Annotated in this window: 18 protein-coding genes and 1 pseudogene; 13 read left to right on the top strand and 6 right to left on the bottom strand. The window is 56.6% G+C overall.

What is annotated here, in order from left to right:
• Window positions 1-6 precede the first annotated feature (6 nt).
• The gene (locus FF011L_RS01825; protein ID WP_145354858.1) at window positions 7-1,374 is read left to right on the top strand and encodes a DEAD/DEAH box helicase; all 1,368 of its coding nucleotides are present in this window, start codon (window positions 7-9) and stop codon (window positions 1,372-1,374) included.
• 163 nt (window positions 1,375-1,537) lie between these two features.
• Here the strand turns inward: FF011L_RS01825 and FF011L_RS01820 are convergent, their stop codons facing one another.
• A complete protein-coding gene (locus FF011L_RS01820; RefSeq protein WP_145349731.1) occupies window positions 1,538-2,359 on the bottom strand; it encodes a hypothetical protein in 822 nt (273 codons plus the stop codon).
• Window positions 2,360-2,634: 275 nt separating this feature from the next.
• Between FF011L_RS01820 and FF011L_RS01815 the strand changes: the two genes are divergently transcribed.
• The 4 genes from FF011L_RS01815 (at window position 2,635) to FF011L_RS01800 (ending at window position 6,895) form a co-directional block, all read left to right on the top strand.
• Window positions 2,635-3,429: a menaquinone biosynthetic enzyme MqnA/MqnD family protein gene (locus FF011L_RS01815; protein ID WP_145349729.1), complete on the top strand. Its 795-nt coding sequence runs from the start codon at window positions 2,635-2,637 to the stop codon at window positions 3,427-3,429.
• Between the two features lie 9 nt (window positions 3,430-3,438).
• Window positions 3,439-4,575, top strand: a complete 1,137-nt coding sequence (gene mqnC, locus FF011L_RS01810; RefSeq protein WP_145349727.1) for a cyclic dehypoxanthinyl futalosine synthase — start codon at window positions 3,439-3,441, stop codon at window positions 4,573-4,575.
• A gap of 100 nt (window positions 4,576-4,675) precedes the next feature.
• On the top strand, window positions 4,676-5,593 hold the full coding sequence (gene hemC, locus FF011L_RS01805) for a hydroxymethylbilane synthase (RefSeq protein WP_145349725.1): 918 nt from the start codon (window positions 4,676-4,678) through the stop codon (window positions 5,591-5,593).
• Between the two features lie 42 nt (window positions 5,594-5,635).
• The gene (locus FF011L_RS01800) at window positions 5,636-6,895 is read left to right on the top strand and encodes an outer membrane protein assembly factor BamB family protein (protein WP_145349723.1); all 1,260 of its coding nucleotides are present in this window, start codon (window positions 5,636-5,638) and stop codon (window positions 6,893-6,895) included.
• Between the two features lie 180 nt (window positions 6,896-7,075).
• Here the strand turns inward: FF011L_RS01800 and FF011L_RS01795 are convergent, their stop codons facing one another.
• Window positions 7,076-8,041, bottom strand: a complete 966-nt coding sequence (locus FF011L_RS01795; protein ID WP_246109669.1) for a lysophospholipid acyltransferase family protein — start codon at window positions 8,039-8,041, stop codon at window positions 7,076-7,078.
• Window positions 8,042-8,316: 275 nt separating this feature from the next.
• Here FF011L_RS01795 and FF011L_RS01790 point away from each other — a divergent pair, with 275 nt between their 5' ends.
• Window positions 8,317-9,075 carry a sugar phosphate nucleotidyltransferase gene (locus FF011L_RS01790; RefSeq protein WP_145349721.1) on the top strand — a complete coding sequence of 253 codons (759 nt, stop codon included), beginning with the start codon at window positions 8,317-8,319 and terminating at the stop codon, window positions 9,073-9,075.
• Window positions 9,068-10,018: a ribose-phosphate diphosphokinase gene (locus FF011L_RS01785; RefSeq protein WP_145349719.1), complete on the top strand. Its 951-nt coding sequence runs from the start codon at window positions 9,068-9,070 to the stop codon at window positions 10,016-10,018. The genes FF011L_RS01790 and FF011L_RS01785 overlap by 8 nt, the downstream gene beginning before the upstream one ends.
• A 665-nt stretch (window positions 10,019-10,683) precedes the next feature.
• Here the strand turns inward: FF011L_RS01785 and FF011L_RS01775 are convergent.
• On the bottom strand, window positions 10,684-11,685 hold the full coding sequence (locus FF011L_RS01775) for a YheT family hydrolase (protein WP_145349715.1): 1,002 nt from the start codon (window positions 11,683-11,685) through the stop codon (window positions 10,684-10,686).
• A gap of 185 nt (window positions 11,686-11,870) precedes the next feature.
• Here FF011L_RS01775 and thpR point away from each other — a divergent pair, with 185 nt between their 5' ends.
• Window positions 11,871-12,440, top strand: coding sequence for an RNA 2',3'-cyclic phosphodiesterase (gene thpR, locus FF011L_RS01770; protein WP_145349713.1), 570 nt, complete (start codon window positions 11,871-11,873; stop codon window positions 12,438-12,440).
• Window positions 12,441-12,964: 524 nt separating this feature from the next.
• Window positions 12,965-13,171, top strand: a complete 207-nt coding sequence (locus FF011L_RS01765) for a hypothetical protein (RefSeq protein WP_145349711.1) — start codon at window positions 12,965-12,967, stop codon at window positions 13,169-13,171.
• A 152-nt stretch (window positions 13,172-13,323) separates the two neighbouring features.
• Here the strand turns inward: FF011L_RS01765 and FF011L_RS01760 are convergent, their stop codons facing one another.
• Window positions 13,324-15,042 (bottom strand): glutamine--tRNA ligase/YqeY domain fusion protein, encoded by a 1,719-nt coding sequence (locus FF011L_RS01760; protein WP_145349709.1) that lies wholly within the window; start codon window positions 15,040-15,042, stop codon window positions 13,324-13,326.
• 415 nt (window positions 15,043-15,457) lie between these two features.
• The gene (locus tag FF011L_RS01755; protein WP_218932949.1) at window positions 15,458-16,291 is read right to left on the bottom strand and encodes an HAD-IIB family hydrolase; all 834 of its coding nucleotides are present in this window, start codon (window positions 16,289-16,291) and stop codon (window positions 15,458-15,460) included.
• A gap of 360 nt (window positions 16,292-16,651) precedes the next feature.
• On the opposite strand from FF011L_RS01755, the gene FF011L_RS01750 reads away from it, so the two are divergent.
• On the top strand, window positions 16,652-19,357 hold the full coding sequence (locus FF011L_RS01750; RefSeq protein WP_145349705.1) for a hypothetical protein: 2,706 nt from the start codon (window positions 16,652-16,654) through the stop codon (window positions 19,355-19,357).
• A 671-nt stretch (window positions 19,358-20,028) separates the two neighbouring features.
• A pseudogene (locus tag FF011L_RS27165) lies at window positions 20,029-20,106 on the top strand (hypothetical protein); the annotation flags it as partial.
• Window positions 20,107-20,153: 47 nt separating this feature from the next.
• Here FF011L_RS27165 and FF011L_RS26690 read toward each other — a convergent pair.
• Window positions 20,154-20,465, bottom strand: a complete 312-nt coding sequence (locus FF011L_RS26690; protein WP_246109668.1) for a hypothetical protein — start codon at window positions 20,463-20,465, stop codon at window positions 20,154-20,156.
• Window positions 20,466-20,571: 106 nt separating this feature from the next.
• On the opposite strand from FF011L_RS26690, the gene FF011L_RS26685 reads away from it, so the two are divergent.
• Window positions 20,572-21,447 (top strand): DUF4912 domain-containing protein, encoded by an 876-nt coding sequence (locus FF011L_RS26685; protein WP_246109667.1) that lies wholly within the window; start codon window positions 20,572-20,574, stop codon window positions 21,445-21,447.
• Window positions 21,448-22,701: 1,254 nt separating this feature from the next.
• Complete coding sequence (locus tag FF011L_RS01740) at window positions 22,702-24,072, top strand: Gfo/Idh/MocA family oxidoreductase (protein ID WP_145349701.1); 1,371 nt, start codon at window positions 22,702-22,704, stop codon at window positions 24,070-24,072.
• Window positions 24,073-24,126 lie beyond the last annotated feature (54 nt).

The following is a 24,126-nucleotide window of genomic DNA, read 5'->3' as shown; positions in this document are numbered from 1 at the left end:
CCTGCTTTGTCACCCACACTTCCCAAGACGTTCTACGAATTCGATCTGATTGAGCCTCTCCAGCGAGCACTTCACTCCGAAGGCTATCACGAGCCAACTCCGATCCAGGCTGCCTCCATTGGCCCCCTTCTAGAAGGGAGAGACCTCCTGGGATGTGCCCAAACCGGAACGGGCAAAACCGCTGCTTTCGCGATCCCGATCCTGCAACGACTGGACGCGGACCGCAAAACGCCTCGCCCCAAATGCCCTCAAGTACTGGTCCTAAGCCCTACGCGTGAACTGGCTTCGCAGATTTCTGCCAGTTTTGAAAGCTACGGCAAACACCTTAAATTTCGCGTCACGACGGTCTTCGGCGGCGTCAGTCAGGGAAGACAAGTCCGCGCACTCGAACGGGGCGTCCATATCTGTGTCGCAACCCCCGGACGACTGCTAGACCTGTTCGGTCAAGGCTGCGTCTGGATGGACGATGTGGAAACCTTTGTCCTGGATGAAGCGGACCGAATGCTGGACCTGGGCTTCATGCCCGACCTACGAAAAATCATGAAGGAACTGCCGCCCAAACGGCACTCCCTGTTCTTCTCAGCAACGATGCCGCCGCCGGTCAAAAAACTGGCCGAAGGTCTACTGACCAACCACGTCGAAGTCATTGTCACGCCTCCTTCTTCGACCGTTGAACGGATCGAACAATGCCTGATGATGGTCGAGCACACCGACAAAATGAAGCTGCTGCGGCATGTCCTGGACACCGAAGCGACCGGGCAGGTTTTGGTTTTCACCAAAACCAAACGGGGAGCCGACCGGCTTTCCAAGCAACTACAAAAACAGGATTTGTCCTGCGAGGCGATCCATGGCGGGAAAACCCAAGCCGGACGCGAACGCGTCCTACAAGGTTTCCGGAAAGGCAAGGTCGACATCCTGATCGCGACCGATTTGGCCGCTCGCGGAATCGATATCGAAGGGCTAAGCCATGTCATTAACTACGACATGCCGCACGACCCAGAAAGCTATGTCCATCGCATCGGACGAACCGGACGCGCAGGCGCCGAGGGAATGTCCGTCACCTTCTGCACTCCCGACGACCACGACTGCCTAAACGCTGTCGAAAAATTGATCGGACAGCGAATCCCTGTCGATTCCAAGCAACCGTTCCACACCCGGTCTCGAGCCACAACAACCAAAGGTGGCAAAGGAAAGGGAGGCAAACAGAATCGCACGTGGAAACCGCGTCCAGGATCGGCCGGTGCAAGAAGCGCCAACAAAGGCTCGACCATGCCCAGCAAAGGACGCAGTGGCGGCGGCAACAAAAAAGCGGCTGGCAAACCCAACGGCAAGCCAGGACCTCCAAGCCGCCGCGGATCCTCGGGCTCACGCTAAACCCGAACGGGCAAAGCAGAACGTCCATGTCGCAGTGTCGCTGCTACCTAGCGGCAGGAACGACGGCGCTCTCGCAACTACGCTCGCCAGAGCGTGGACCGACCGGTGATACGTGACCAATGGATTTCACGTCCCACCGCGAAAGGCGACAATCGCCGACGGGCTATTCCTTGAGTTCGGCGGCTTCAGGCTCAGCAGCCTTGGGCTCATCCGCTTCGGGTTTATCACGCCCGCGACGACGGCGGGACTTTCGCGGATCTTCGCTTGGAGTTCCGATCAACCGCTCGGTGCTCACGGTAAAAGAATCGGCCACGACCTTGGTTTTATCGACCCCGTCGTAAAACGCATCGACCGAGACCTTGTCGCCTGCTTGCGATAATTCAAGCGAATTGGTTCGCACCAGATAACGGGCCTCTTCGGAAAGCGGGACCTGAATCGGTGTTTGCCCCGCCACGACGGCGATCCCTTTTCCGGGGAAAAACTGCGCCAAGGTTCCGACCACCTTATAGGTTCCTGGAACGATAACGCCCGGCGGTGGCTTAGGGCCTCGCTTTGCAGGATAGACCCCGGGAACGACCGCTTCCTTCGCATGGGCTGGCATGTTGTTCGTGCGAATGGGATGGAACAGTTCCACCTGATCGACGGGCTCGACCGGCAACCCATTGGGTCCGATATTCGTACTGAAACGGACCATCATCCCCGGCCGAATTCCCTGCGGATCGGCGACGGCGTTAAAACGCATATGCGAGGGGTCTTGCGGCAACTGGACCATCACCTCCGTCCCCTCCGTGTCGGTTATTTTCGCAACGGTACCGACGATCCCAACCAACGTTCCATCCACATGAATGATGGCTCGATTTACCGCCGCGTTTCCTGCTCCGGCAGCTTGCCCGAAAGGTGCCTGATTAGGGTTTTGAGCGACCGCAGGGCAGGCCAGCATCGCTGACGCACCAACGACACGGATAAGTTTCCATAGATTTGACATGGCGACCGGAAAGGGTAGGAGGGACAAGAGGAAGGTGCGACTGGGTTCCACAAATACGTGCGAAGGCGGCCACGCCATCGGCCAGGGCTACAAGGCTTGGCGGCAAAAAAAATCGAATCGGGCTCCGCCCTTCCAATCCAAAGCAATCGTTTTGTGGATGCTCCAATCCCCCTAGGATAACCAAATCAATCCGACTTAGCGTGCTGGTGGTTAACGCTGGCCCAGAAAAACGGTAAACCTTGTAGTGTTCGCAACTTCCTCCAAGGCTGCTTTCGATGCTCCGAATCGGTGCCGTTTCGTACCTCAACACCCGCCCTCTCGTCTATGGACTGCGCGAGCGTCTGGAGGGCCTGGGGTCTTTGACTCTGGATCTACCCAGCCGACTGGCCGATGACCTAGCGAACGGCGACCTGGACGTCGCACTGATCCCGTCGATCGAGTACCTCCGCGGCACCGGCGCTCAAATCGTTTCGGATGCGGTGATCGCCTGCCGAGGCCCTGTCTGGAGCGTACGGTTGCTCAGCCGAGTCCCGATCGCAAACATCCGCCGCCTAGCCCTGGACGAGGGCAGCCGCACCAGTGCGGCACTCGTGCGGCTTCTGCTGGCCGACCAATACGATTTGCATCCTGAAACGATCCCCTTGCCGATGGAGACCGATCCGGAATCGGTCGATGCGGATGCGGTGCTGCTGATTGGCGACCGAGCCATGCCCCCCCCGACGGGCGTCTATCAAGAGATATGGGACCTTGGAGACCGCTGGTGCCAATGGTCCGGACACCCCTTCGTGTTTGCCATGTGGATCGCACGAGAGGGAATCGACGCTCAACCGCTTGCAAAGATCCTGGCAGCCGCCCGCGATGAAGGCGTGCAAAACCTGGAATCGATCGCCCAGCAAGAAGCGGGAAGCCACGGGCTGACCAGCAATGACCTGCATCACTACTTTACCGACAACCTCCATTTCCGACTTGGGCCTCAAGAACGCCAAGGGCTGCACATCTACCAACAGCGTGCCAGCGAACTAGGCTTGATTTCCCAAGCACGCGAATTTCACTTTTGTTCAGCGAGTTAGGAAGCGAACATGCCAACTGCCATTCAACCCATCCTCGACAAAGTCCTCGACGGCCAACGGTTAAACGAAGCCGATGCCCTGCAGTTGCTGCAGAGCAGCGACCTGACGGCGATCGGAACCGCAGCCGACAAGGTGTCGCGACGGATGCACCCATCTCCGGTTCGCACCTACAACGTCGACCGGAACATTAACTACACCAACATCTGTACCGCCGTCTGCGATTTCTGCGCCTTCTACCGAGGCCCCAAGAGTGACGAAGGGTACGTCCTGCCACGCGAAGAACTGCTGGCCAAAGTCGAAGAAACGGTAGCGTTGGGCGGCAATCAACTGCTCCTCCAAGGAGGCCTACACCCCAAATACAAACTGGAATGGTACGAGGAACTACTGCAGGACATCAAAACACGATTTCCGCAGATCAACGTTCATGGGTTCAGCCCACCTGAACTGCATCACTTCACCAAGATGAACAACCTGCCGATCAAAACCGTTCTGGAACGCCTGAAGGCGGCCGGGCTGGGAAGCATTCCCGGCGGCGGCGCGGAGATCCTTGTCGACCGCGTTCGAGACGAAATCACGCGTGGGAAAGTCAACACCGACGATTGGTTGAACGTGATGCGAGTCTGGCATCAGCTTGGCGGGATCAGCACTTGCACGATGATGTTTGGACATGTCGAAACGCTGGCCGAACGAGTCGAACACCTGCGGCGTCTGCGCGAACTTCAAGACGAAACCAATGGCTTCACGGCGTTCATCTGCTGGACGTTCCAGCCCGACAACACCCAAATGGCCGACGTCCAGCCGGCCGGGTCTTTTGAATACCTCAAGACCCAAGCGGTAGCACGACTGTACCTGGACAACATCCCCAATATCCAAAGCAGTTGGGTCACCCAAGGGTTAAAGATTGGGCAACTGGCGATGCTGTTCGGTGCAAACGATATGGGAAGCCTGATGATCGAAGAGAACGTTGTCGCCGAAGCGGGGACGGTCCACTTCTTGACGCTTACTCAAATCCGCGAAGCGATCGAAGAACTCGGTTTCCAACCAAGGCAGCGCGACGTTTTCTACAACCACGTCGACATCGAACTGGAAGAGAAAGCGATCGCCGCCAGCCAAGCCCCTGCGAAGCTGGTCGAACTGACGCCGTAGCTTTTAAAAAACCACCGCCTGGCAACGGTAGCTACGCTCGCCAGAGCGTGACTATGATAAATGGCCCCTTCCACCAGTCCTTACTTCAGTCCTTTCCATCATGCACGACTCCGCTCCAATTCGCTTAGCCACACGCCGCAGTCCTTTGGCGCTTTGGCAAGCCAACTGGGTTGCTGATCAACTCCTTCAACAAGGTCACCGTACCGAACTGGTCCTCTTAACCAGCCGAGGAGACACCGACCAAGCTCCGATCGACGGGACGCGTGGTGTCGGATTTTTCACCAAACGGATCCAGCAAGCGTTGGTCGAAGGCGAAGCGGACGTGGCGGTCCACAGCCTTAAAGACCTGCCGACGGATCCCGACGAACGGTTCGCCCTTGCGGCGATTCCACCACGAGCCGCTGTCGGGGATTGCTTAATCAGCGGCAGCGATCACACGCTTGCGGACCTGCCGAACGGTTCGGTGATCGGAACGGGCAGCCGCCGCCGAGCCGCCCAGTTGCTTCACATGCGCAGCGACCTTCAAGTCAGACCGATCCGCGGCAACGTTCAATCCCGTCTTGAAAAACTTGCCTCAGGCGAATTCGATGCGATCATCCTTGCCGAGGCGGGGCTGTCGCGTTTAGAAATGACGCAGCATGTCACCGAACGATTGACCTTAGAACAAATGCTTCCCGCCCCAGGACAGGGAGCCCTTGGAATCGAAACGCGGGCCGACAACCCTATCGTCACCTCGGTGTTAGCGTCGCTGGATGACCGGGAAACCCGAGCTTGCGTGACGGCCGAGCGGACTCTATTAAGCCACCTGAGCGGAGGTTGCTTAGCGCCGATTGCGGCGTTGGCGACGGTCGCCGGAGACCAGTTAACCCTCCGCGCGTTGGTCCTTTCCACGGACGGTAAAACGCGTCTGGAGCATTCGGCCATAGGTGCCATCGATCAGCCAAACGAACTGGCTGTCGAAGTTGGCAACCAACTACTCTCGCAAGGGGCCGAACCACTAATCAAAGAGGCGAGGTAAGCCCCTGCAACCTTTTCTCTCTCCTCAAACTCCTTTCGTATCATGCCTCGCCATTTTTTCTTCGTGACACTTGCGTCTCTGACTTTCTTTGGGGCGGAGACAACTTCTGCAGCCGACTGGCTGCAGTGGCGAGGGCCGACTTCCGACAACCATGCCGCCCCCGACGCCGATCCGCCAGTGCAGTGGGATCTTGCCCGCGGCGATGGCGTCCTTTGGAATACACCCATCCAAGGTGCCGGACACAGTTCACCGACGGTCGTCGGCGAATCGATCTTTCTGACGACCGCCGACCTGGAACGCGACGAGCAGCTGTTACTGGAATTCGACCGAACGAGCGGGGAGCTGACCCAGTCGATCGTCGTGCACGACAAAGGGCTTCCGGCTCGGATTCATCCGCGTAACTCTTACGCCAGCCCTACGGTCGCCTCCGACGGAGAGCAGATCTACGTCGTGTTCCATAATTCGGACGCGATTTATGTCACGGTGTACGACCTTTCCTTAAGAAAGAAATGGCAGAAGAAGGTCGCCAACTTTAAACCGCAAGCGTTTCAGTTTGGATATGGTGCCAGCCCCATCCTGTTTAAAGACCGACTGATTATCGCCGCAGAATACGATGGGCCCGACAGCGGCATCTATGCCTTTCAGAAAAAGACAGGGCAGGGGCTTTGGAAAATCGACCGCCCGGCGAACCTGTCTTTCTCGTCCCCGATCGTCGCCATGATCGCCGGCAAGGATCAACTGCTGATTTCCGGCGCCGACAAGATCGAATCTTATAACCCGATCAACGGCAAACTATTTTGGTCCGCTGACTCGTCGACCGAAGCGACTTGCGGCACCATCGTCTGGGATGACCGTATGGTATTTGCTTCCGGCGGGAACCCAAAATCAGGGACCTGGGCCGTATTGGCCGACGGATCGGGAAAGCAGATTTGGGAAAACCGAGTGATGAGTTACGAGCAATCGATGCTGGCCGACAACGGTTCGTTGTACGCGGTCTCGGACGCAGGCGTCGGCTACTGCTGGCGAACCAAAGACGGAAAAGAGCAATGGAAGACAAGGCTTACCGGAGGCTTCACGTCTTCTCCCATGCTGGCCGACGGGCGGATCTATGCAGCCAGCGAAGACGGCGAAGTCTTCGTTTTCAAGGCGACCCCCAATCGATTTGAACTACTGAGCAAAAACCAAATGGGAGACGAAATATTCGCCTCGCCAGTCGCCGTCGATAACCAATTGTTCATTCGCTACGCCGTCATAAACGACAAAGGCCGACAGGAATATTTAGCCGCGGTGGAGAATCAATAGAGACGGCCAGAGTTAAACGGTAACGCAGAGGCGGAGTGACACGGCATGTGACCAATGCCGTCTACTTTCTTAGCGGAACGGCGCGAGCCGTCCGGCAATCCGCCTAGAAATCACAATGCATGTGCCGGGCGGCTCGCGCCGCTCCGCTAAGATTTTTATGCTCGTTTCTGGACGGTGACGCTAGGCGGCCTTTGCGGGGGCGACCGGTTTGGCTGGGCGAACTCTTTTGGGTTTTGGACGCCAGCGTCGGTGAAGCCACCAATATTGCTCGGGGCACTTCAACACGACTTCGGCTAGACGGTCGTTGTACCAAGCCGTCATCGGGCGGACTCCGCCTGCTGCGGGATCGTCCGACAGTGGGTCCAGAAACCCGGTAGCTCCTTGGATGAATCGCATGGGCCCGTCGTATCGCTGCGTATAGCCGACCATCATGGGGGCTTTTGAAGTCAGCGAAAAAAGGGCTAGCCCTTTATGGCAGGAAGCTGGATGCCCCAGGAAATCGACCCAACAACCTCGTTCGCCTCCGTGCTGATCGGCTAGCAAAGTCAGAATCCCGCCCTGGGCTAAATGGCGATCAATTTCAGGTGCACACCCGTTCTTATCGATCAGCCGCTGCCCTTTGGCGGCTCGAAAACGGGTGATGTATCGATGTAAGTGGGGGTTATCGAGCTTCCGAGCGATCGTCAGCGTTGAAATCCCGATCAAACCGTTGACATACCCGCCCATTTCAAAATTCCCGAAATGACCGGAAACGACCACCGCGGGACGCGAACTGAGCATGGGGCGTAAACAGGCGTCTCCCGCTGGAAAATGAATGTGCTGTTTCCAGTTGCTGCGGTGCAATCTTCGCGGTGCCCAAGCGATTTCGCAGATCATCAACAGCAGATGGTGCCACATCGCCCGCCGCATCTCGACCCGCCTGAGATCCCCCTGGTCGGGGAAAACGCGTTCCAAATTCGCCTCGACCGTCTTTCCTCGCACGTTAAAGACGTCGCTTAGCAGCCAGGCGGCACCATGGCAGCAGCGGTTCGCGCGATCTTCAGGCAATGTCTGGACGACTGCAATTAGCAGGCGAACCACTACATATTCCAGTAAATGCTGCATCCGGCGACGCATCGACAACCATCCTTGGAGGGGAGCAAGCAAGATTTCTTGTTCGTATCGTTATCGGCCTATTCTGACGAGAAACGGGGGTTCGCCGCTAGACCGGAAATCGATCGTCCATCCTTCCCCCGCTCGTTCTTTAAGAAACCTTGAAGGCGTCCGGTTGTCGGCAGACGGTACAAGATGCGACACTACGAGGACTTGGGCTGTCCTCTGCCGGACAGCCGACCACGGAAATTTGAAAAAGCCCCCCCCATTCCCGTACCTATCGGCACACCTTGCAGGGTGTGAACCGGACATTAACAGGTAGAAAGTAAATGGCTGGAGAAGTCGCAGTGGTTTTGGCCGCTGGCAAAGGGACCCGCATGCAAAGCGACCTCCCCAAGGTCCTCTGCCCGGTGTGTGATCGACCGATGATCCACTTTGTCTTAGATGCTTTGTCAGCTGCAGGGATTACCGACCAAATCGTCGTCGTGGGCCACCGAGCCGACGATGTTCAAGCCGAACTAAACGGACGCTCCGAATCGATCCAGTTTGTGCTCCAAGAGCAACAACTGGGGACCGGGCATGCCGTTCAAGTCTGCCGCTCATTGCTAGCAGACCACAAGGGACCGGTCATCGTGGTCGCTGGAGATTCGCCGTTGCTGCAGGCGTCCAGCCTGGAAAAACTGCTTACTCATTTCCGCAACACACGACCTGGGCTCCTGCTGGGGACGCTTAAAAAAGACGATCCACAAGGCCTTGGTCGAATCGTCAGGAATGCCCAAGGAGACTTCACGGGGATCGTCGAAGAGAAAGACGCCAGCGAAGAGCAGCGTGCGATCACCGAAGTCAACATGAGCACGTACTTATTTGACGGCCCAGCACTACTGAAAGCGCTGGACCAACTTCAAAACAACAATGCCCAAGGTGAGTTCTACCTCACCGACACCGTCGCCTTGCTCCGCCAAGCCGGGCATACGGTCGAAGCCCTTCCGGTGCTTCAGGAATGCGAATCCTTGAGCATTAACAACCGTAGTGAGCTACAGCTTGTCGACACGACCATGCGAGCGATGGGGTACTCGTCCAATGCGTGAACTAAAAATCTTTAGCGGTCGCTCAAACCCCGACCTTGCGACCGAAATCTGTGACCACCTGCACCTAGCGCCTGCCGCGATCACGCTTGGGAAATTCCCTGACGGAGAGAATTTCTGCAAGCTGGACGAAGACGTCCGCGGACGTGATGTGTTTTTGATCCAGCCGACTTGCCCACCGGTCAACGACAGTTTGATGGAACTGTTGATCATGATCGACTGCTGCAAACGAGCCAGTGCAGCGCGAATCACTCCGGTCATCCCGTACTTCGGATATGCGCGACAAGACCGCAAAGACGAGGGGCGCGTTCCGATCACGGCGAAACTGGTCGCCAACCTGATCACCCGAGCTGGCGCCGACCGCGTTCTGACGATGGACCTGCATGCAGCTCAGGTCCAGGGCTTCTTTGATGTCCCTGTCGACCACTTGTACGCAGCTCCTGTCCTGAACGATTACTTCCTCCAGCAGAACTTATTCGGAGATGACATCGTTGTCGTCAGCCCGGACGAGGGAAGTATCAAACGAGCAAGCGGGCACGCCAAACGGCTGGGAGGAACATTGGCAATCCTCCACAAACGCCGCACCAGTGCTCTGGAAGTCCAACAGACGACCGTCATCGGCGGTCCCGTCGAAGGCAAACGTGTCCTCATGTTCGACGACATGATCAGCACCGCAGGCAGCATCTGCGGTGCGGCTCGACTGGTCCGCGAACATGGAGCATCCGAGATCCACATCGCGGCGACGCATGGGATTTTCTGTGGTCCCGCAATCGAGCGGATTCAAAATGCTCCGATCGATTCGATCGCGATCACCAACACGCTGCCATTGCCAGCAGAAAAGCAACTGCCCATCACGCGTCAGCTGTCGGTCGCTCCACTACTAGCAACCGCGATCAAGCGAATCCATCACGATCAATCGATCAGCGAACTGTTTCGCACCAAGTAGCCTGGCGATGGCAAGCGGCTGCGCAGGCAACGACAAAGCTGGCCAACAGAAGAATGAGTATTGAGTAATGAGAATTACAAAATGCAAAAGAGCTGACCTGCAAGCCATTTTGCATTTCTAATTTTCCATTACTCAATACTCATTCTCCGGTCTCTCGCACAGCCAGCGGAATCGCCCACAGCGAATCTGGCGTATCCTGCCGTGGCCTGGTGAAAACATTCCACGGCGAGCGGCTGAGCATGCAACGACGAAGCTGCCCAACAGAAAAATGAGTATTGAGTAATGGAGAATTACAAAATGCAAAAGAACTGGCCCGCAAGCCATTTTGCATTTCTCATTTTCCATTACTCAATACTCATTCTCCTCGGCTCTCCCACGGCCAGTGGAATCGCCCGCCACGAATCTGTCGCTGCCTTGCCGTGGCCTGGTGAAAATCATTCCACGGTGCATGCCCGAGCATGCAAGGACGAAGCTGCCCGCCAAGAAATCTGGCCAACAAAAGAATGAGTAATGAGTAATGAGAATTACAAAATGCAAAAGAGCTAACCCGCAAGCCATTTTGCATTTCTAATTCTCCATTACTCAATACTCATTCTCCGATCCTTCACACAGCCAGCGCAGCCTCCCACCACAAAACCGCCAGCCTTCTTTCCGTCAAAGCCATCTTATCTCGCCTGTGGGCAAAACCATTCCACCAGCCGATCGTCCATCCACTGTTCCGTCCCTCGGGAGATGTAACCGACGTGTCCGCCTCGTGAGGTGACCGCCAATTCGATGGAATCGGCCAGCGTCGTATGCTGGAATGAAGTGATCGGGATCATGGGATCGTCGGCGCTGGTTAGGATCAACGTCGGCGTTTTGATTTGGTGCAGGTACGGAGCGGCTGATGCGGAGGAGTAGTAATCATCGACGTCTCGGAAACCGCCCAGTGGGGTTGTGATTCGAGCATCCAGTTCCCGCAGTGTTTTGGGACGCGGCAACAGGTTGAGGCGTTGAAACGCTTCGCTTTGCCGGATCTGTGGGGGGATGCGTTGCAGTAGCTGGCGGATGAAGTACCAGTTGTAGAAACGCATTCGCCGCCGTTGCATGATGTTGCTGCATTTTTGTAAATCAACCGGAGGTGCGACGGCGGCGATCCGTTGCAGTCGTTCGGAGACGTCGGACGGGAGCGGGTCCTCGCCGGCGCCCACGCGGCCGACTCCGCGGAGCAATTGGTTTCCGCCCATCGAAACGCCCATCGCGTAGATGGGGCCTGCGATGGTCCGTTTGGCGATTTCGATAATGACATCCAGGATGTCATTGCTTCGTCCGGCGTGGGTGAGCGATGTCGAAAGGTTCGCGGCGGCTCCGCAGCCTCGCATGTCCAGCCGAAATGTGCGGACCCCTAGTCCGTTAAAGCGGGCGGCAAGGCGGACCATGTAGCCCGATGTGTGGCAGCCGCAGAGGCCGTGGATCAAGAGGATCGATGGCGATCCCTCTCGCCAGTTAGGTGGGCGGTCGTCGTGCATGACCAGGCGGTCGCCGTCGCGCAGTTGGACTTCGATCGGAGTCGCTTTGTACGGAAGGTCTGGACCTTTCTGAACCGCTGCTAAAATGGTCTGGATGTGTCCGCCACGAACCAGCCAGTGGGGGCGAAACGGTTTGGAAGGCATCGATAGTAGGCTCATCGTTTCCCTCCGGATTCGATTCCTTGCGGGCGACCCCTCTTCGACGGGTGCCGCGTTTGTGTTGGATACGTCAAACTATCATCCATTGTTGTTTGGACCCGCATTGGTTCCGTGCATTTGATGAGCATTCCGCTTCCTTTGCCGCCTGTATTCCTAGGTTTTTCCCGCTGCCGCGATTTGTTCTTATGAAAGATATCCGCACCTTTATCGCGATCCCGATGGAACCCAAAGTCCAGTCGGAAGCACGCAGTCTTGTCCGAGCTCTCGAAGCCGAGGGAGACGGCGTGCGCTGGGTCCCATTGGACGATCTGCATTTGACCCTGAAATTCCTCGGGGAGGTCGATAATACGCGGATCCACGGTGTCTGTCAGGTAGTGCGTAATTGTTGTCTGGAAACCCCGGCAACGGAACTGCACTTAACAGGAGTGGGCGGATTTCCAAACGCGGAGCGGCCCCGAATTGTATGGGCCGGGATCGCTGACGGCGGCCCAATTCTGGCCGCATTGGTCGAAAAACTAGAAATTGAATTCGCCAAACTGGGATTCAAACGCGAGCCCCGCGATTGGCAGCCGCATCTGACGCTCGGTAGAACTCGCCGCGGAGGCCGAAAACCGGCTCAGCTGCAGCAAAGGATCGCCGATAATGCCGACCGTGAATTAGGGCACATGATCGCTAACAAGGTTTGTGTCTATGCCAGTTTCCTCGACAAACATGGTCCTACCTACCAGGTGATGGATACCATTCACCTGGAATAGAGAGTGGCGAGCTAGTGGAAAGGCCTCAGATACTGCGTTTTGTGGTGGGAGGCTGCGCTGGCTGTGTGAAGGATCGGAGAATGAGTATTGAGTAATGGAGAATGAGAAATGCAAAATGGCTTGTGGGTCAGTTCTTTTGCATTTTGTAATTCTCATTACTGATTCTTCTGTTGGCCAGTTTCTTGGCGAGCAGCTTCGTCGGCTCAGCCGCTCGCCGTAAAGTGTTTTCACCAGGCCACGGCAAGGCAGCGACAGATTCGTGGCGGGCGATTCCACTGGCTGTGCGAGAGACGAGGAGAATGAGTATTGAGTAATGGAAAATTAGAAATGCAAAATGGCTTGCGGGGTCAGTCATTTTGCATTTTGTAATTCTCATTACTCATTACTCATTCTTCTGTTGGCCAGTTTCGTCGTTGCCTGCTCAGCCGCTTGCCGTGGAGTGTTTTCACCTGGCCACGGAAAGGCAGCGACAGATTCGTGGCGGGCGATTCCACTGGCACTGCGAGAGACGAGGAGAATGAGTATTGAGTAATGGAAAATTAGAAATGCAAAATGGCTTGCGGGTCAGTTCTTTTGCATTTTGTAATTTTCCATTACTCAATACTCATTCTTCTGCTGGCCAGTTTCTTGGCGGGCAGCTTCGTCGTTGCCTGCTCGGGCATGCACCGTGGCGTGTTTTCACCAGGCCACGGCAAGGCAGCGACAGATTCGCGGTGCCGCTTGGCGACTAGGCGATACGGCAAAATGTTGGGCGGTTCTTACCGAATCGAGACAAGATCCGTGGCCGGGCGGCTTGCGCCGCTCCGCTAAGAATATCACGCTGACCGGAGAGTACATGCTAGAACGCAAGGCCGGTTCCGGCCGGGAGGCCTTCGCGGATCCGCTAGTTCACTTTGCCTTTGGCTTCCATCTTGCCCCAGCTGTCTCGCAGACCTACTGTCCGATTGAATACTGGCTTGCCGGGAACGCTGTCTGGATCGACGCAGAAGTATCCGGTTCGTTCGAACTGGACTCGGTCACCGACTTCGGCGTCCAACAATGCGGGCTCGACCATTGCGGTCGTTTCCTGCAATGAATCCGGATTCAAACTATCGAGGTAAGAACCGCCATCTTTGACCGATTCCGGTTTTTCGTCACTGAACAATCGATCGTACAACCGGAGCGGAACTTCGGCTGCATGTTCGGCACTGACCCAGTGGATCGTCCCTTTGCATTTACGATCCGATTTCCCTGCACCACTGAGAGTATCTTCATCGTAGGTGCAAAGGATTTCGACAACATTGCCAGCTTCGTCCTTTACGACATCGTGACAATCGATGATGCACGCATACCGCAACCGGACGGCGCCCCCTTTCTTTAAACGGAAGTATTTGCGAGGCGCTTCTTCGCGGAAATCTTCGCGTTCGATGTAAAGGGTCCCACTAAACGGAACCTGCCGAGTCCCCGCTGCTGGGTCTTCGGGATTGTTGACCGCTTCCATCATTTCAACTTTGCCTTCAGGCCAGTTGGTCAGCGTCAGCTTGACCGGATCAAGGACCGCCATTCGGCGCTCCGCAACTTTATTCAGGTGGGTGCGAACCGCGTTCTCCAACTTGACCACATCGATCGTGCTATTAAATTTGGCAACACCGATGTCTTCACAAAAATCGCGAATCGATTCGGGCGTGTAACCGCGGCGGCGAAGCCCGACGATCGTGGGCAGCCGCGGATCATCCCAGCCGCTGACGTGCTTGGCCGTCACCAAATCCAACAACTTGCGTTTGCTCATCACCGTATACGTCATATTCAGCCGCGCAAATTCAATCTGGCGGGGGTGATGGATTTCTAGTTTTTTGCAGAACCAGTCATACAACGGTCGGTGGTTCTCGAACTCCAAAGTGCAGATCGAAAACGTGATCTTTTCCAGCGAGTCACTTTCGCCGTGTGCCCAATCGTACATCGGGTAAATCTTCCAGGTATCGCCCGTTCGATGATGATGGGCCTTCATGATCCGGTACATCACCGGATCACGCAAATTCAGATTGGGCGAAGCCATATCAATTTTGGCTCGCAGCGTATGGCTGCCCTCGGGGAATTCGCCCGCTTTCATTCGCGCAAACAGATCGAGGTTCTCTTCCACCGAGCGGTCTCGAGTCGGGCTGTTCTTCCCTGGTTCGGTGACGGTCCCTCGGTACAGCCGAGTCTGTTCACTATCCAGGTCGCAAACGTAGGCATCGCCCGATCGAATCAGCTGCACCGCCCATTCGTACAGCTGGTCGAAATAGTCGCTGGCGAAATGGAGGTTGTCCCAGTTAAACCCTAACCAGCGAATATCGTCTTTGATCGAATCGACGTACTCGGTCTCTTCCTTGCTTGGATTGGTGTCATCGAACCGCAGATTGCAGGCACCGTTGTACTTTTTGGCCAGCGAAAAATTCAGGCAAATACTTTTGGCATGCCCGATGTGCAGGTAGCCATTGGGCTCAGGCGGGAAGCGTGTCTGGACTCCACTAAAACGGCCCGATTCCAGGTCTTTTTGGATCGCGACTTCGATAAAATTAAGCCGTTCTGCGGCAGGTGTCTCATCGGAACGGTCGGCAGGATCTGAAGGGGCGGCGGACATCCGGTCTTCCTGAAAGTCGAGAATGATTCAGTGGGGAGAGCAATGGTTCGAGAACAAACCACTCTACGTCCGATTATGACACCCCCAACGAATTCGGAAAGCGGTTGCATTCTCGTTTCACTCCGCCCCGCCGGGCTGACCGAATGTCGAGTGCCCACGAAAGCAGTTTTTTGAAGGAGGCGTTTCTTTCGCGGGGGACGCGAAATCGATTGGTGACGAATTATCAACCCATTGTGTTTCCCTCCGTGTTGCTTTGACATTGACGGGGGGTCTTTACAGGCCTGCAGATTACCGCCGCGATTGTCGCCTTTCGCTCCGCCAAAGAACGTCCTTTTGGAGCTACTTTCGCCGAGCGAAAGGCTACAAAAACCGTCACCTATCAACTTCACGTCCCGCGCGAAAGGCGACACGGGGCTTAGGCTTTTGGGGAATCCGAAAATGGCGAGAGATAATTCCGCACGCCTTGAAGGACTCCACTGGTCGCCGGTTCGGTCGCGTGAAAAAAGGAGTCCTGTTGGCCTTTGTCCGACAATGCTTGCTGAACGGATTCGACGACATCCGCCGCGGCGTTCCGCACCAAAATGGCTCGATAACCTGCGGTCAGGGCAGCCAGATCGTTTCCGGAATCACCTGCAAACAGGATTGCCCCGGGATCCACCTTCTGCTGCTCCGCCCAAAACTTCAGCGCGTAAGCCTTGGAAACTCCACGCGGCAGCAAATCGATCAGGCCATCATGGGTAAACGGATCGATACTCCCGACCACCGAATAGGGGGCATCGTTTGCCTCGGCAACCATTTCGATCTGCCGGACCTTTTCGCCCACCGCGGCAGCGTTGCAATAAAAACTGAGCTTATACGGCCCCTGCTTCTCGCTCTCCTGCATCCGCAATCCGGAAACCTTTTGCAGCAGAGCCCCTATCCAGTCGACATCCTTCTCCCCGACCAGGCCAGCCAGATGCTGGGCGTATGCTGTCAATAATTCGTAATTGGAATCTCCTTGGCGGGCATAGATCGAAGTCCCCACATCGCACAGCACCCACTCGGGCTGCGGCAGCCCGAATTCGAGAAACGCGGATTCGACGGATGCAAAATGCCGGCCCGTGACAAAGACTAAGCCGACGGTTTCGGCATGCAGTAGATCGGCAAGTATTTGCAGATCCCGCCGCTGTTGCGGGTCCTGATCCAGTGGGATCAGCGTCCCATCCAAATCGGTCGCCAAGACTGCGGGACGGCGGGCAACATTCTGCACAACTTCACCATAAGCAAAAAGTAAAAAACAAGAGTGCCGACAGCCTAACATGCCGAACCGTAGCATCCAAAGCATGCCACTTAGGAAGCTCGGCCGCGCGGGCACGGCACGGGGACTTTTGGCTCACGATTAAACCGGCAATACCAACCAGTGCAAGTTTACCGGTTAGCGGACCATTAAGGGTTACCCACAGACAACCGGGGCAGCCGACTGCGGCTGCCGCGAATTCCCGATTTGCCATGGACTGTCTGGCGCCAAATTCCGATTTCGGAGCATGACAGGGTGGTCCTACTCGTCGCGAGACCCGATCACCCCGCTCGCTTTGATTCTGAACTTGATCGCCATGGAGGGGCATCGAGCATGCACCGCAGGAAACGCACCGTTGCATTCTTCGTATGGCCAATTCTTGCGGCGACAGGGATCATTGTACTGCTACTGCTCCAGTGGACGCAGCTCGCATCCCCCAAAGGTCCGACGATCGCGGTCGCCCACTCGATCGTTTCGACCCGAGCCGTCCCCTCGCCAAGAACTCTTCCGGTTACGGCCCCCAGTTTTAGTGGCATCGACCAAATGGATGCCGCTCGGCTATCGGCAGCCGCCCATAGCGGCCGTATCGACCATGAAGCAAACTACCCAAGCCTGTTGCCTGCCGCTCCATCCGCCGCGGTGTCCCTGCATGCTCCGCTGCTAGAAACGAATGATGAACTGGCTGGATTGGAATCCCGCGAACCGCCAACCCAACCATTCAATGCGGCTTCGACACGCACGAACTCTCTTGAAGATCTCGGTCCTGAGGAAGAGAGCGATGCGCAGATCCCTGCAACGCTGGCGATCCAGCGATCTTCGATCGGAAACCAAAGCCGTGCATGGCCCGAAACACCAGTCCTGATCGCCATGCTTTCGGAACCAGCCCTGCAAACGCATGCGGGGAACTGGTCCGCAGAGGTCGAACAACAGCTCCTTGAACTACAGAACCTGCAAACGCTGGGTGACTCCGCTGCCGGTCCGATCCTGCAGCGCCTGTCCACCCTCGCCGCCGAAGGCTTAGCCGCCGCCGAAGCGCTGGGTGACCGGCAGGCTCAAGTCGAATGCCTGTGTGGGGCGCACGCCCTACAGCGCCGCTTAGCCGTCTGGATCCCTGTCTGGGAAACGACGCGAAACGCTCCCACACAATTTGTCGCCGCCAGCCACACCTTAAGCATCCAAACCGACGAAATCGAACGACGCGCCAACAAGGTGGCCGAGATCTGCGACCAAACAGGCGACGCGGAAGCTTGGAAAAATTTCTTGCTGCTGGAACGGATCATCGATCCCCGCCAAGCCAACGATCCAGCGCGACGCCGCTTGACCGCTCAACGACTGCTGTCGCGACTGGAATGGGAAGGGCTGTCCGAGGAACAACAATCCTGGCTGGAAGCGGCCGAAATCCAAGACTTTGCACTCGCCGTTCGGCCTTGGGCCGAAGGTCCTGTCAACTATCGGCGTCTGCTGGAGCAGATTGAACGGCAAGAAGCCGATTCGATCGACCTGGCCGGCATCGACGTTGCTGCCACCAACCAAGCCCTGCGTTTTGGCGGCGGAGATGCTTCCCAGCAAGTCGCCCAAGCAATCAACACGTACTACCGGAATGCCAATCTTCGGCTTTCCATTTCGGAAACGATGCTGAACCGAATCTTGCCAGCGATGCCAGACAAAGACGTTCCCGTTTCCCAAACTATTCGGGGCACCCGCATCGGTGGGACCAGCCACGTCGCCAGTGGCCTGCGTATTTCGCTGCTCCCTTCGCCAGACAGCTGGAACCTCCAACTGCAGACCGATGGTCATGTCCTCGCCAACACCGTTGGCCGCAACGGGCCGGTCACCGTCCACAACACCAGCAACGCCAACTTTGCAGCCGACACCGACCTTCGGATCACGCGTCACGGGCTTCAGATCCAGCCTTCCAACGCGACCGTCGACCAGCAAACAAAATTGCGTGCACTGAATACCGACTACGACGGATTCCCGTTGATCGGATCGCTCGTTCGAGGGTTTGCACTTTCGAAATACGAAGAAACACGTGAAGAGACGCGGCACCTGACGACCTCCAGAATGGAACGTCAAATCGCCGACGGTATCGACACTCAACTGGAAACCGAAATCGTTTCCAAAACCGAACGCCTGACCGACCAACTGCTTGGCCCGTTGGCTCGCCTTCGCCTAGCCCCAACGGTCGTCGACCTACAAACCGATGAAGATCGCTTGTCAGCTCGATACCGCCTTGCCGGCGATTGGCAATTGGCCGCCTACACGCCTCGGCCGCGAGCGATGAGCGATGCCTTGTTGAGTGTGCAGGTCCACCAATCGGCCCTCAACAACACCTTTGAACGACTGGCCCCAAAGAACGAACCGCAAGCGATCCGGGACGTCGCGACCGAACTGCTTCAAATGTTTGGCCAATCGACTGACAACCTACCAGACGATCTACCGTCGGACGTCCGAGTCCAATTCTCAAACACACGCCCGGTAACGACTGAGATCAAAGACGACCGACTGTGGCTGACGTTTCGGATCGTTCGCTTAACGCGTGACGGCGGCCTGGACCTGCGGCACTTTATCGTACGAGCTTGTTTCCGCGGGGAACGTGACGGGCTGCAAGCTCGCTTGGTTCGCGATGGATCGCTCAGCATCAAAGGGGCTCGCATGTCGATGGGGCAGCGAGTCACGGTTCGAGCAATCTTCAATAAGATCCTCAGCGAAAATCGCCCGCTTCCTCTGACCGCCAATCGGCTGGCAGAGAACCCTTCGATGGCAGAGACTGAAATCAGTCAGCTAGAACTGAGGGATGGTTGGATCGCCATGGCGATCACTCCGCAGCGGTTCGCGTACCAAGAAACTCCCGCCTCCCAATCCCCATCGGAATCCGAAAGACCAACCTGGGAAGTTTCTCATCCCCAACCTCAGCACGTCGGTCCCGCCCCGGTCGAGAAGCAAGCGACCCGTATGAACACCGCCAGACAGCAACGTCACGCGCCAGCCCCCGTCATCTCGCTGCAGCCAGCGACCAATCGGATGGACCGTCGATAGCCAATCGATCGATCTCTACCGCCCCTGCAGGACGTGAAGTCCGCAAGCAACAAAAGTCTCGCCAGCAACAGACCAATGATGCCATCTACTTTCTTAGCGGAACGGCGCGAGCGGTCCGGCCATCCGCCTAGAAAACACAATGAACGTGCCGGTCGGCTTGCGCCGATCCGCCAAGAAAACCGCCAGTAGACGACATTAGGGGGCAGGCCACCACGACTCAGCAACCGTCTCCTAACGCCCGGAACGGCTGCATCCAAGCCATTAAAAACACGTAAACAGATAGCCATCTGCACCAAAACAGCGTCTCGGCGGACCACCAAAGTCGGTCATTTGGTTCCGATTAGACCGGTTACCCACAAGAGTCCAGCACCTGGTCATCCGTGCATATACCCATAGTGCGGAAAACTAGATCCCCTAGACGGGAAACAAGCCCCCAATAAAGCCCCCATCGGTCCCTTAAACAGGTTTTTCTGAACTAAGCACTAGAAGAATGCAAGCCCCGTTGCCATAATGACTGAGGAAACAAATGCCCCCGTAGGGATCTGGCGGCCATGTTTCCGGCACAATGGTCGCGTCGCCATGGAGGGGGAATAAGAAGCTTACAACCTGTGAACTGCGCTGTCTGCTGAATCCTATTCGGCCCCACCGACAGCGCGATTGGGAGCAACGCCTTGATTACCACCGCCGATCTAAAACTGCAGACCCGTCGAGACCTTGCTGACCTTGCCAGGCAACATGAGATCTCCGGCTGGCATGGGATGCGAAAAGACGAACTGATTGCGGCTTTACGCAAAGTTCAGCAAGCGGCAAAACGAAAGGCAAGCAAATCTTCCGGCGCAAAAGCCAGTTCCCGCAAGTCCACAAGCTCTGCCAAATCGACTTCTCGAAAATCTTCCGCTCGCAACAACTCGATCTCAGCTAGCAATTCTAAAGCAGACGCCGGCTCCGCTGCAGCCAAAAGCTCTCCCACTGCCTCGAAGGATTCGAGTAGCACCAAAAAGACGACCCGAGCCTCTTCATCTCGCTCGACCAAGTCCGCCGCAGCTTCAAAGCCTAAGGTCAAATCTTCGGCACTGACCGACAAGACCAGTCGAAGCCGAAGTCGCAAACCCAAAGCGCCTCCCGAACCTCCAAAGAAACCCAAGCTCGCTTCGACCTCCCTGCAGAAACTGCGAGAACAACAGCAAGCACGCGAGCGTCTAAAAGACCTATCGATGCACGTCTTGGTTCGGGGCAAAGCAGCCGCCAACGCAAAACAAGAAGCCGAACCCGCCGAAAGCCCCAGCAAAGACCGAGCGATCCTATTGGTCCGCGACGCGTTTTGGCTGCAGGTTTCCTGGGAAGTTACTCGCGGATCGGTTCAGCGAGCCAAAGCGGCCCTGGGAGCCCACTGGCATACCGCCAAACCAGTCCTTCGCTTGGTAGCCATCACCGACGCAGCGACAAACGCCGCCGAACAAAAAGTCCGAGACATCCCCATCCACGGCGGCGTCAACACTTGGTATGTCGACATTCTTGGCGAACCGACTCGCTACCGAGTGATTGTTGGCTACTCGGCAGCCCGAGACAGTGCCGACCCACAATTCTATGCACTCTGTCGCAGCAATATCGTTGAATCCCCACCACCAAATTCCAGCGACGCAATCGATGGACACTGGGAAGATATCGCCGAAGACTACGAACGTATCTTCAGCCTAAGTGGTGGCCACAAAGCCGACGCATCGGCTGACCTCCGAGATATTTTCGAACAACGTCTCCGTCGACCCATGAAATCTCCCAATGGCCGGCAACTGGGCAACGCCGCCGATGTCACCTTGCGGCGTGAACGGGAATTGCCGTTCGAGGTCGATGCCGAACTGATCGTGTTCGGTTCCACGACCGGAGGCTCTTCGGTGTCGCTGGGTGGTGAACCGGTCAAGTTAAACGAAGACGGCACGTTTACCCTGCGAATGGAATTGCCCGATCGCCGCCAAGTCCTGCCCGTTGTCGCAACCAGTCGAGACGGAATGCGGCAAAGGACCACGATCATCAGTGTCGAGCGAAACACGAAGGTCATGGAACCATATTTGTGTGAAGAAGGCGACCTGTAGGTCCTCACTCACCGCACGACGATTCTCCTAGTGGATCGGCGCAAGCCGGCCTGTCGATTAATCGACAGCAGAGAAAGATTGTAGCCTTCCGCTCCGCGAAAGTAGCTCCAAAAGGACGTTCCTTCACACGTCCCGAGCGATAAATAAGCTGACGATTTCCGCTCACGCTGCTCTTGTATGTTTCCGCCGGGCTCGTCCCGGTCGGTACAACAACTGGCAGCTACCTGAATGCCTACCCCCACTCGGTCCTTCTCTGCCAGTTGCGAGCCCGCCGGGGCAGCCCGGAAACGGAACTCTATCAACCAGAATTCCAAATCTTGGCTTCCTGCCAGGCAAGCTGGCATGGGGCCTTTTCTCCCTGCCACACTCGCAACTTAATTATCGCACGTCCCGAGCGAAAGGCGACAATCACTAAATCAACAAACCGCGAGCCGACCGGCAAATACGCGGGGAAATCCAGGGCGACTGCCGGACGGCTTGCGCCGTGCCGCTAAGAAATGACACCGACAACCTTCCCCCAGCGCCACACTCCAAGCGGCGATTTTCCTAGCGGATCGGCGCGAGCCGACCGGCAAATACGCGGGGAAATCCAGGGCAACTGCCGGACGGCTTGCGCCGTGCCGCTAAGAAATGACACCGGCAACCTTCCCCCAGCGCCACACTCCATGCGGCGATTTTCCTAGCGGATCGGCGCGAGCCGACCGGCAAAAACGCGGGGAAATCCAGGGCGACTGCCGGACGGCTTGCGCCGTGCCGCTAAGAAATGACACCGGCAACCTTCCCCCAGCGCCACACTCCATGCGGCGATTTTCCTAGCGGATCGGCGCGAGCCGACCGGCAAATACGTGGGGAAATCCAGGGCGACTGCCGGACGGCTTGCGCCGTGCCGCTAAGAAATGACACCGACAACCTTCCCCCAGCGCCACACTCCATGCGGCGATTTTCCTAGCGGATCGGCGCGAGCCGACCGGCAAATACGCGGGGAAATCCAGGGCAACTGCCGGACGGCTTGCGCCGTGCCGCTAAGAAGGATGCTCCCCCAAGGCTTTGAAATTTACGGCCATGCTACAATGCCTGCAAAACAATGACTTTACCATTCAGCCGAAATGGCCGATAAGTCCACTGGGCAAGCATCCGAGCGGTAATGCCAGTCTCGCCCTCGCTAAACCACCCCTAGGGCGCACCACGTTATACTACCTCAATAGAAACCGCTTCCGTCATACACTTTCCCAATCCTTCAGGAGATTCACCACCATGGACCAATCGAAACCTACCGCTACGCCAGCAGGCCAAGAGAGCAACCCATCGCGACGCAATTTCATTAAAGGGACAACGGCAGTTGTCGCGGCAGGCGCGATGACGACAGGCAACATGAAGATTGCTCGCGGAGCCCATGCTTTCGGAAGCGACCAAATCAAGATTGGTCTGGTTGGTTGCGGTGGACGTGGCCGTGGTGCCACCATCCAGGCCCTGAACACCGATGGCGGTGAAACCAAATTGGTAGCCGTTGCCGACGCCTTTGACTTCCAAATCAAAGATGCCCTGAAGACCATCCAGAAACAACACCCCGGCAAAGCAGAAGTCGAACAAGACAATCAGTTCGTCGGCCTGGATGCCTACAAAGGCGTGATGAACTCGGACTGCGACGTTGTCATCCTGGCAACCCCTCCTGGTTTCCGCCCACTGCACATGGACAACGCCATCAACGCTGGCAAACATGTCTTCATGGAAAAACCGGTTGCAACCGATGTCGCCGGAGTTCGCCGAGTCCTTGAAGTTGGCAAACTGGCCAAAGAAAAAGGACTGGCGGTTCAAGTCGGCCTGCAACGTCACCACGAATTCCGCTACCGCGAAGTCATTGACAAAATCCACAACGGCGCCATCGGCGATATCGTGAGCGCGCGAGCCTACTGGAACGGGGGCGGTGTATGGGTCCGACCTCGCAAACCAGAACAGAGCGAATTGGAATACCAAACCTACAACTGGTACTACTTCAACTGGTTGTGTGGCGACCATATCAACGAACAACACATTCACAACCTGGATGTGATCAACTGGGCCATGCAAGGCAACCCCATCGAAGCTCAAGGGCAGGGGGGACGTGAAGTCCGAACCAGTATCGACACCGGACAAATCTTCGATCACCACATGGTCGAATTCACTTACCCCGGAGACCACAATCCGAAACTGTTCAGCCAGTGCCGCCACATCCGCGGTTGCTGGAATAGCGTTTCGGAACATCTATCGGGAACCACCGGTTTCGCAGATGTCTCGGCTGCCAAAATCTATGACAACAAAGGCAAACTGATCTTCCAGAGCGAAGCAAAAGAAGCCAACGGCAAGGGCTGGCAACAAGAGCACTACGACTTGTTCGCCGCATTACGAGCTGGCGAAACTCCCAACGAAGCGGAATACGGTGCCAAGAGCACGATGACTTCCATCCTGGGACGCATGGCCACCTACAGCGGCAAGACCGTCAAGTGGGACGACGCCATGGCAAGCGATCACGCGCTGGCCGACTTTGATTCGCTAACCAGCTTTGACCAGTTGCCTCCAATCACCCCCGATGACGAAGGACGCTACAAAGTCCCCGTTCCAGGCACAACCAAACCGTTCGAAGCCTAAACAGCTAAAACGCTAACAGCTAAAAAGCCATCCAGTCCACAAAGGACCGGGTGG

Source organism: Roseimaritima multifibrata (assembly GCF_007741495.1).
In the GTDB taxonomy this organism is placed as follows: Bacteria; Planctomycetota; Planctomycetia; order Pirellulales; family Pirellulaceae; genus Roseimaritima; species Roseimaritima multifibrata.
Note: the sequence above shows the minus strand (reverse complement) of the source record. Positions and strands in the feature narration are given on the sequence as shown.

Bases quoted from the DNA above. Each gene is read 5' to 3' on its own strand.
- hemC (WP_145349725.1), top strand. From the start codon at position 4,676: ATGCACGACTCCGCTCCAATTCGCTTAGCCACACGCCGCAGTCCTTTG.
- FF011L_RS01740 (WP_145349701.1), top strand. From the start codon at position 22,702: ATGGACCAATCGAAACCTACCGCTACGCCAGCAGGCCAAGAGAGCAAC.
- FF011L_RS01815 (WP_145349729.1), top strand. From the start codon at position 2,635: ATGCTCCGAATCGGTGCCGTTTCGTACCTCAACACCCGCCCTCTCGTC.
- FF011L_RS26685 (WP_246109667.1), top strand. From the start codon at position 20,572: ATGCACGTCTTGGTTCGGGGCAAAGCAGCCGCCAACGCAAAACAAGAA.
- FF011L_RS01800 (WP_145349723.1), top strand. From the start codon at position 5,636: ATGCCTCGCCATTTTTTCTTCGTGACACTTGCGTCTCTGACTTTCTTT.
- FF011L_RS01750 (WP_145349705.1), top strand. From the start codon at position 16,652: ATGCACCGCAGGAAACGCACCGTTGCATTCTTCGTATGGCCAATTCTT.
- thpR (WP_145349713.1), top strand. From the start codon at position 11,871: ATGAAAGATATCCGCACCTTTATCGCGATCCCGATGGAACCCAAAGTC.
- FF011L_RS01775 (WP_145349715.1), bottom strand. From the start codon at position 11,685: ATGAGCCTACTATCGATGCCTTCCAAACCGTTTCGCCCCCACTGGCTG.
- FF011L_RS01785 (WP_145349719.1), top strand. From the start codon at position 9,068: ATGCGTGAACTAAAAATCTTTAGCGGTCGCTCAAACCCCGACCTTGCG.
- FF011L_RS01760 (WP_145349709.1), bottom strand. From the start codon at position 15,042: ATGTCCGCCGCCCCTTCAGATCCTGCCGACCGTTCCGATGAGACACCT.
- mqnC (WP_145349727.1), top strand. From the start codon at position 3,439: ATGCCAACTGCCATTCAACCCATCCTCGACAAAGTCCTCGACGGCCAA.
- FF011L_RS01790 (WP_145349721.1), top strand. From the start codon at position 8,317: ATGGCTGGAGAAGTCGCAGTGGTTTTGGCCGCTGGCAAAGGGACCCGC.
- FF011L_RS01820 (WP_145349731.1), bottom strand. From the start codon at position 2,359: ATGTCAAATCTATGGAAACTTATCCGTGTCGTTGGTGCGTCAGCGATG.